This window comes from Falsiroseomonas oryziterrae, from assembly GCF_021864505.1.
GTDB classification, from domain to species: domain Bacteria; phylum Pseudomonadota; class Alphaproteobacteria; order Acetobacterales; family Acetobacteraceae; genus Falsiroseomonas; species Falsiroseomonas oryziterrae.
Map to the genome: position 1 here is coordinate 1 of NZ_JAKJIB010000271.1, position 5,910 is coordinate 5,910.

6 protein-coding genes and 1 tRNA gene are annotated in these 5,910 nt (G+C 72.9%); 2 read left to right on the forward strand and 5 right to left on the reverse strand.

The annotated features are described in order from the left end of the window. The 3 genes from L2I40_RS17800 to L2I40_RS17810 all read right to left on the reverse strand — a co-directional run. Positions 1-592 (reverse strand): SDR family NAD(P)-dependent oxidoreductase (locus L2I40_RS17800; RefSeq protein ID WP_237216536.1); only part of this gene is annotated, 592 nt, incomplete at its 3' end. Next, on the reverse strand, positions 589-1,401 hold the full coding sequence (locus L2I40_RS17805; protein ID WP_237216537.1) for an SDR family NAD(P)-dependent oxidoreductase: 813 nt from the start codon (positions 1,399-1,401) through the stop codon (positions 589-591). The genes L2I40_RS17805 and L2I40_RS17800, both read right to left, overlap by 4 nt. A 245-nt stretch (positions 1,402-1,646) precedes the next feature. Beyond that, positions 1,647-1,721: transfer RNA gene (locus L2I40_RS17810), tRNA-Gln, on the reverse strand. A gap of 185 nt (positions 1,722-1,906) precedes the next feature. Between L2I40_RS17810 and L2I40_RS17815 the strand changes: the two genes are divergently transcribed. Further along, positions 1,907-3,658 carry a M10 family metallopeptidase C-terminal domain-containing protein gene (locus tag L2I40_RS17815; protein ID WP_237216538.1) on the forward strand — a complete coding sequence of 584 codons (1,752 nt, stop codon included), beginning with the start codon at positions 1,907-1,909 and terminating at the stop codon, positions 3,656-3,658. A 19-nt stretch (positions 3,659-3,677) separates the two neighbouring features. Here L2I40_RS17815 and L2I40_RS17820 read toward each other — a convergent pair whose 3' ends face one another. Both L2I40_RS17820 and L2I40_RS17825 read right to left on the reverse strand, forming a co-directional pair. Further along, the gene (locus tag L2I40_RS17820; protein WP_237216539.1) at positions 3,678-4,445 is read right to left on the reverse strand and encodes a creatininase family protein; all 768 of its coding nucleotides are present in this window, start codon (positions 4,443-4,445) and stop codon (positions 3,678-3,680) included. A gap of 55 nt (positions 4,446-4,500) precedes the next feature. Continuing rightward, positions 4,501-4,998, reverse strand: a complete 498-nt coding sequence (locus L2I40_RS17825) for a hypothetical protein (protein WP_237216540.1) — start codon at positions 4,996-4,998, stop codon at positions 4,501-4,503. Positions 4,999-5,147: 149 nt separating this feature from the next. Between L2I40_RS17825 and L2I40_RS17830 the strand changes: the two genes are divergently transcribed. After that, the coding region (locus L2I40_RS17830) for a WD40 repeat domain-containing protein (RefSeq protein ID WP_237216541.1) at positions 5,148-5,910 on the forward strand (763 nt) is incomplete at its 3' end.

Sequence of the window (5,910 nt, forward strand, 5' to 3'; positions counted from 1 at the left end):
CCGCCAGCGCGGCGGAGGGGGAGGGGCCGAGGCCGCTCGCGGCGCGCGTCGCGACGCGGCCGCGCAGCGCCTCCGTCGCGACCGGTCCGGGCCCGAGCGCATTGATGCGGATGCCCCGCGGGCCGAGCTCCTGCGCGGCGACCCGCACGATCCCGAGCACCGCGTGCTTGCTGGCGTTGTAGAGCGCCTGCCGCGGCGCGCCGCTCTCCGACATGATCGAGCCCATCGCGACGACAGCGCCGCCCGCCGGCATCAGCGGAACGGCGTGCTTGAGGCAGAGCGCGACGCCGCGGACATTGACCGCGAAGACACGGTCCCACTCCGCCATGTCGAGCGCGGTCAGCTCCCGCCAGGGCGGCACCAGCCCCGCATTGGCCACCAGCACGTCGAGCCGGCCATGCCGGGCGGCGAGCGCGCCGAAGGCGGCTGCCACCTGCGCCTCCTCCGTCACGTCGCAGGCGATGTCGCCGCCGCTGAGGTCGAGCGTCGCGACCGTCGCGCCCTCGGCACGGAAGCGCCGGGCGATGGCGGCACCCAGGCCGCGTGCGCCGCCGGTGACCGCGGCGACGCGGCCGGCGAGCAGCCCGCTCATCGGATGTGGCTCGCGCCGTTCACGTCGATCGTGGCGCCGGTCATGTGCCGCACGCGCCCCGTGGCGAGGAAGGCGACGAGGTCTGCAAGCTCGGCCGGAGGCACCCACTCGCCCATGGCGAGCCCTGCGGTGACCTTGTCCTCGCCGCCGGCGATCGCGGCCGCATCCACGCTCATCTGCGTCCTCACCACGCCGGGTGCCACGACGTAGGACAGCACGCCGGACTTGGCGTAGTGCCGCGCGACGGTTTGCGCCGCGGCCTTGACTGCGGCCTTGGTCGCCGCATAGGCGATCGTTGCCTGGCTGCCGGCGCCGCGCTGGGCGGTCCAGGACGACATGGTGACCAGCACGCCGCCGCCGCGGGCGACGAAGTGATTCACCGCATGCTTCATCAGCCGTGTCGGCGACGCGACGTTGACGCGCCACTGCGTCTCCCAGGCGCGCTCCCACGCCTCCATGCTGTCCTCGATACCTCCCCCGCCGAGAAAGATGGCGGCGTTGAGCACCACGCAATCGATGCGTGGCGCGAGGTCGAGCGCCTGTTCCCAGAGGCGGTCCATAGCGGAGGGATCGCCCTGGTCGGCCGTCAGGACGTGGCCGCGCTCAGGCGGCAGGTCCGCAAGGGCCGCGCGGGCGCCTGCCACATCGCTGTTGCAGTGGGCGATCACGGTCGCCCCGTCGGCGCCCAGCTTGTGCGCTATCGCGGCCCCGATCCCCTTCGAGGCGCCGGTCACCAGGACTGTCTTGCCCGCGAGTTGCACACCTGTCCTCCCGTCATGGACGCCAGGCACGTCCATGTCGTGCGGCACGTCGCCCCGTTCTCCATCCTGGCTCCTGCCGGCACCTGCGCGCCAGGGGCGGATCGCGGATCTCCGGCGGCGTCTGTTCTTGCGCCACTTGCCAAGGTACTCCCCCCCTGCCTCGGCTGAGGCCGATGGGCCGGCGTCTCCCCGGTACGGACAGCGGAATGCCCCAGCGTGTCTGGCCCAGAATGCGGGCCTTTCGCCGGTCAGGGGGCACCGGTCCGGCACGCGTCTGCGATACGGTGACTGGCTGGTTGGGGCGCCAGGATTCGAACCTGGGAATGGCGGTACCAAAAACCGCTGCCTTACCGCTTGGCGACGCCCCAGCCCGGCCCCGGTTAGCCCGGCCGGCGCGCCGGTTCAACCGTCCCCTTCCCGTTCATCCGCCCTTCATCCAGCGCCATCATGTTCCGCCGCGCGGGGCGCGCCGGCGCGCCCCGCGTCCCGCAGGAAGCGGCGTCGGCCAGGCCAGGAGGGTCGGCCGCACCCGCCGGCATCCTGCGATGCGCCCATGTGCTGGCTCTGCCTGGCCAACCGATCCGGGGCCGACGGCCTCGGCGACGACGCCCTCCTCGCGACGAGCGGGTTCACCGCCACTGCCCCGCAGCCCACCGCGCCGCGGCTGCAACTGGGCTCCACGGGCGATGCGCGGATCGACGGCCTCCTCTCCGGCTTCGCCTGGGCCGACAACGACCCGGTCTCCTTTTCCTTCCCCGACAGCCCCTCGGATTACGAGGCCTTCTACGGCGCGGGGGAGCCGACGCGCGGCTTCGCCCAGATCGGCCCCGCGATGCGCGACGCCATCCGCAAGATCCTTCTCGGCGACGTCGCGAGCGTCACGACCGGTCCCGGCAGTCCGGGCCCGTCGGTGCTCGGCTTCACCAACCTGGCGCTGATGGAGGCCGCCGAGGATCGCTGGGCCGACATCCGCATCGCGCGCTCCTCCGCGCCCTCCACCGCCTGGGCCTACTACCCGAACGGGCGCGAGGGCGGCGACGTGTGGTTCGGCAGCCGCCTCGGCTTCGACACGCCGCGCCTCGGCACCTATCAGTTCGCCGTCGCGATCCACGAACTCGGCCACGCGCTCGGCCTCAAGCACCCGCACGAGACCTGGAACGGCTTCGGGCCGATGCCGCTCGAATGGGACAGTCTGGACTTCACGGTGATGTCCTACCGTTCGAAGACCGGCGCGCCGACCAACCTCGGCTACACGAACGGCGCCTTCGACTATCCGCAGGGCTGGATGATGCTCGACATCGCGGCCCTGCAGTCCCTCTACGGCGCCGACTACACCTATCGCGCCGGCGACACGCGCTACCGCTGGGATCCCGCGACCGGCGAGACCTTCGTGGACGGGATCGGGCAGGGGCGGCCGGGCGACGGCGCTGCGAACCGCGTCTTCCTGACGATCTGGGACGGCGGCGGCAACGACACCTACGACCTCTCGGTCTATGCGAACGGCGTGAACGTGGATCTCGCACCGGGCGCATTCTCCGTCCTGTCGCGCGCGCAGCTCGCCGTGCTCGACACGCGCGACGGGACCACCGCGCGCGGCAACGTCTTCAATGCTCTGCTGCACGGCGACAACCCCGCCTCCCTGATCGAGAACGCGATCGGCGGCGCCGGACCAGACACGCTCGCCGGCAATCGCGCCGCGAACCGGTTGGAGGGCGGGGCAGGCGACGACTGGCTCGACGGGCGCGAGGGCTCCGACGTCCTCATCGGCGGGCCTGGGGCGGACACCATGGTGGGCGGGCCGGGGGGCGACATCTTCTTCGTGGACAACCCTGGCGATCGCGCGATCGAGGGACCGGGGCGCGACATCGACACGGTCGTGGTCGAGACTCCCATGCCTTTCGTGCTGCCGCTCTTCGTTGAGATCCTGCGCCTGGCGGCGGCCGGCCGGATCGGCATCGGGAACGACGGCGCGAACCTGCTGATCGGCGGCGCCGCGGCCGACCGGCTCGAGGGCGGCGGCGGCGCCGACGTCGTCGAAGGCCGCGGCGGCGACGACACGCTGCTCGGCGGCAACGGCGCCGACAGCTTCATCCTGCGCCGCGGCGACGGCTTCGACTGCATCGAGGATTTCACGCCCGGCCTGGACCGCCTCGTGCTCACCGGTTTCGGGCTGACGCGCGACATGATCTCTGCCCGCCTCGCCGACACGGCGAACGGGCTTCGCCTCGATCTCGGGGGCGGCGACGGCGTGCTGTTCGCCGGACTGACGGCGAACCGGCTTCAGCCTGGCGACATCGTCCTGTAGCGGAAGGTGTCGCTGTCGTTCACTGCCAGAGTTCTGGCCGGGCGAGTTCGTCGGCCAGCCGCGCGGAGGCCGCTTCGAGTAGCCGCTCGCCCTTCTCCGCACTCGCGGGGCGCGGGTCGCCGAGGACGCCGGTGTCGGTCATCTCGGCGAAGGGGCGATGCCGCTTGAAGCCCGGCGGCGCGGGCGGGGCGAAGCGCTTCGGCACGGCACGCGCGATCGCCTCCGCGCGTACGCCGTCGGGCTGCACCGCCATCACCATGGATGTCTCGGCCTCGCAGGCATGCATCACGTTGGGCTGCGCCTCGAGGATCGCGCCGAAGCTGTCGGCACTGGCCAGCCAATAGGTCACGCCCACCACCGGCACGCCGATCTCGCGCGTCAGCACGATGGCGAGCGTCTGGATCGCCTCGATGTTGCCGCCATGGCCGTTCAGCAGCGCGATGCGCCGGAAGCCGTGCCGCGCGACCGACCGCGCGACGCCGCCCACCATTGCGGCGAAACCCGCCTCGTCCAGCGTGATGGTCCCGCCGAAGGCCATGTGGTGCTCGGCGAGCCCCGACCAGAGGCAGGGCGTGACCAGCGCGGGTGTGCCGGCGGCCTGCAGCTTGCGCGCGCTGCGTTCGGCGATCGCCGAGGCGAGCCACATGTCCACGCCGGTGGCGAGGTGCGGCCCGTGCTGCTCGACCGAGGCGACGGGGATCACCACCACCGTCGCCGGGTTCGCGCGGGCCTGGATCTCGGCCGCCGTCAGCCGCGCCCAGGCCACCTCGTCGTCATGTCCCGCCATCGCCGTCTCCTCGCCACGCCGTCCAGCGTAGCGAGGGGCGGGCGGGATGCGGAAGTCAGGCTGCCTGCTCGCGGAGCTCGGGCTCGGGCTCAGGCTCGGCCTCGGCCGCCTCCTGCGTCCGGACGCGCAGCGAGAAGCCCAGCGACGTGACGCCGGCGACCAGCACCGCATAGGCCAGGCCGGGATCGATCTTCACCGTGCGCGTGCCCGCCATCTGCAGGATCGTCGCGCGGATGCCGCTCCAGACGTCGATCGCGTTCACGAAGCCCCAGATCGCCGGCAGCAGGGCGAGGATGATGGCGGCCACCGTCGCGTGCTCCGCCCATTTCCGCAGCGAGCCGACGAAGCGCGTCGCCAGCGCGGCGATCAGGCCGATGACCGCGACGGCCGCCATCACCGGCAGCTTCTCGACGATCGAGAGGTCATGGACCGCGTCGCCGCGGCCGCGGAACACCACCGCCGGCATGGTGTAGGCCGCCACGACCAGCGCGGCGCCGCCGGCGAGCAGGATCGTTTCGACGGCGCTCGGGGCGCCGGCACGGGTGCCATTCATTCCTGGATCTCCCTCTCACGGACACCGGCCGCGCGGCCGGACATGTCCGTTTGATGGACTGGCCGTAATCATTCCGGTTGCGCCGGGCAAGCGGAATCTTCCGATCCGCAGCGGTTGATCGGTGGCCGCGATGCGGCAAGGTGCGCGCCATGATTCGCCCACTCGTCCTTCTCACCACGCTTCTCGTCGCCCCTGCCGCCGCGCAGGCCCCGGAAGCCGTGCATGGCGGCCCGGTGCGCGCGCTGGCCGTCTCGGGCGAGGCGCTGGCTTCGGCAGGCTTCGACCAGTCCATGATCGTCTGGGACCCTGCGACCGGCCGCGCGCGGGCCGTGGTGCGCTGGCATGCCGGCGCGGTGAATGCGCTCGCGCCATTGCCCGAGGGTGGCTTCGCCTCGGCCGGCGAGGATGGCCGCATCGCGCTCTGGCCCGCCCGACCAGGCTCGCAGCCCGCCCGCGTGCTGGAAGGCCACAGCGAGCCGGTCGCCGCCCTCGCCCTCTCGCCCGACGGCCGCCACCTGGCCTCCGCCGCCTGGGACGGCACGGCGCGGCTCTGGACGCTCGCGACCGGCGAGGCGCGCGTGCTCGAGGGCCATCGCGGCAACGTCAACGGCGTCGCCTTCCGCCCCGACGGGATCGTCGCGACCGCCGGCTTCGACGGCACGATCCGCCTCTGGCCCGAGGCGGACGGGCCCAAGACGCTCGCCGAGTTCGGCTTCCCGGTGAACACGCTGGCCGCGCTGCCGGACGGCACCCTCGCGGCCGGCGGCGTGGACGGCATGCTGCGCCTGGTCGCGCCCGATGGCGGCGTGCGGGAGGTGCAGGTCGGCGCGCGGCCCGTCGTCGCGCTGGCTGCGACGCCCGACGGCGCGACGCTCGCCGCCGGCTCCCTCGCGGGCAGCGTGACGCTCTGGG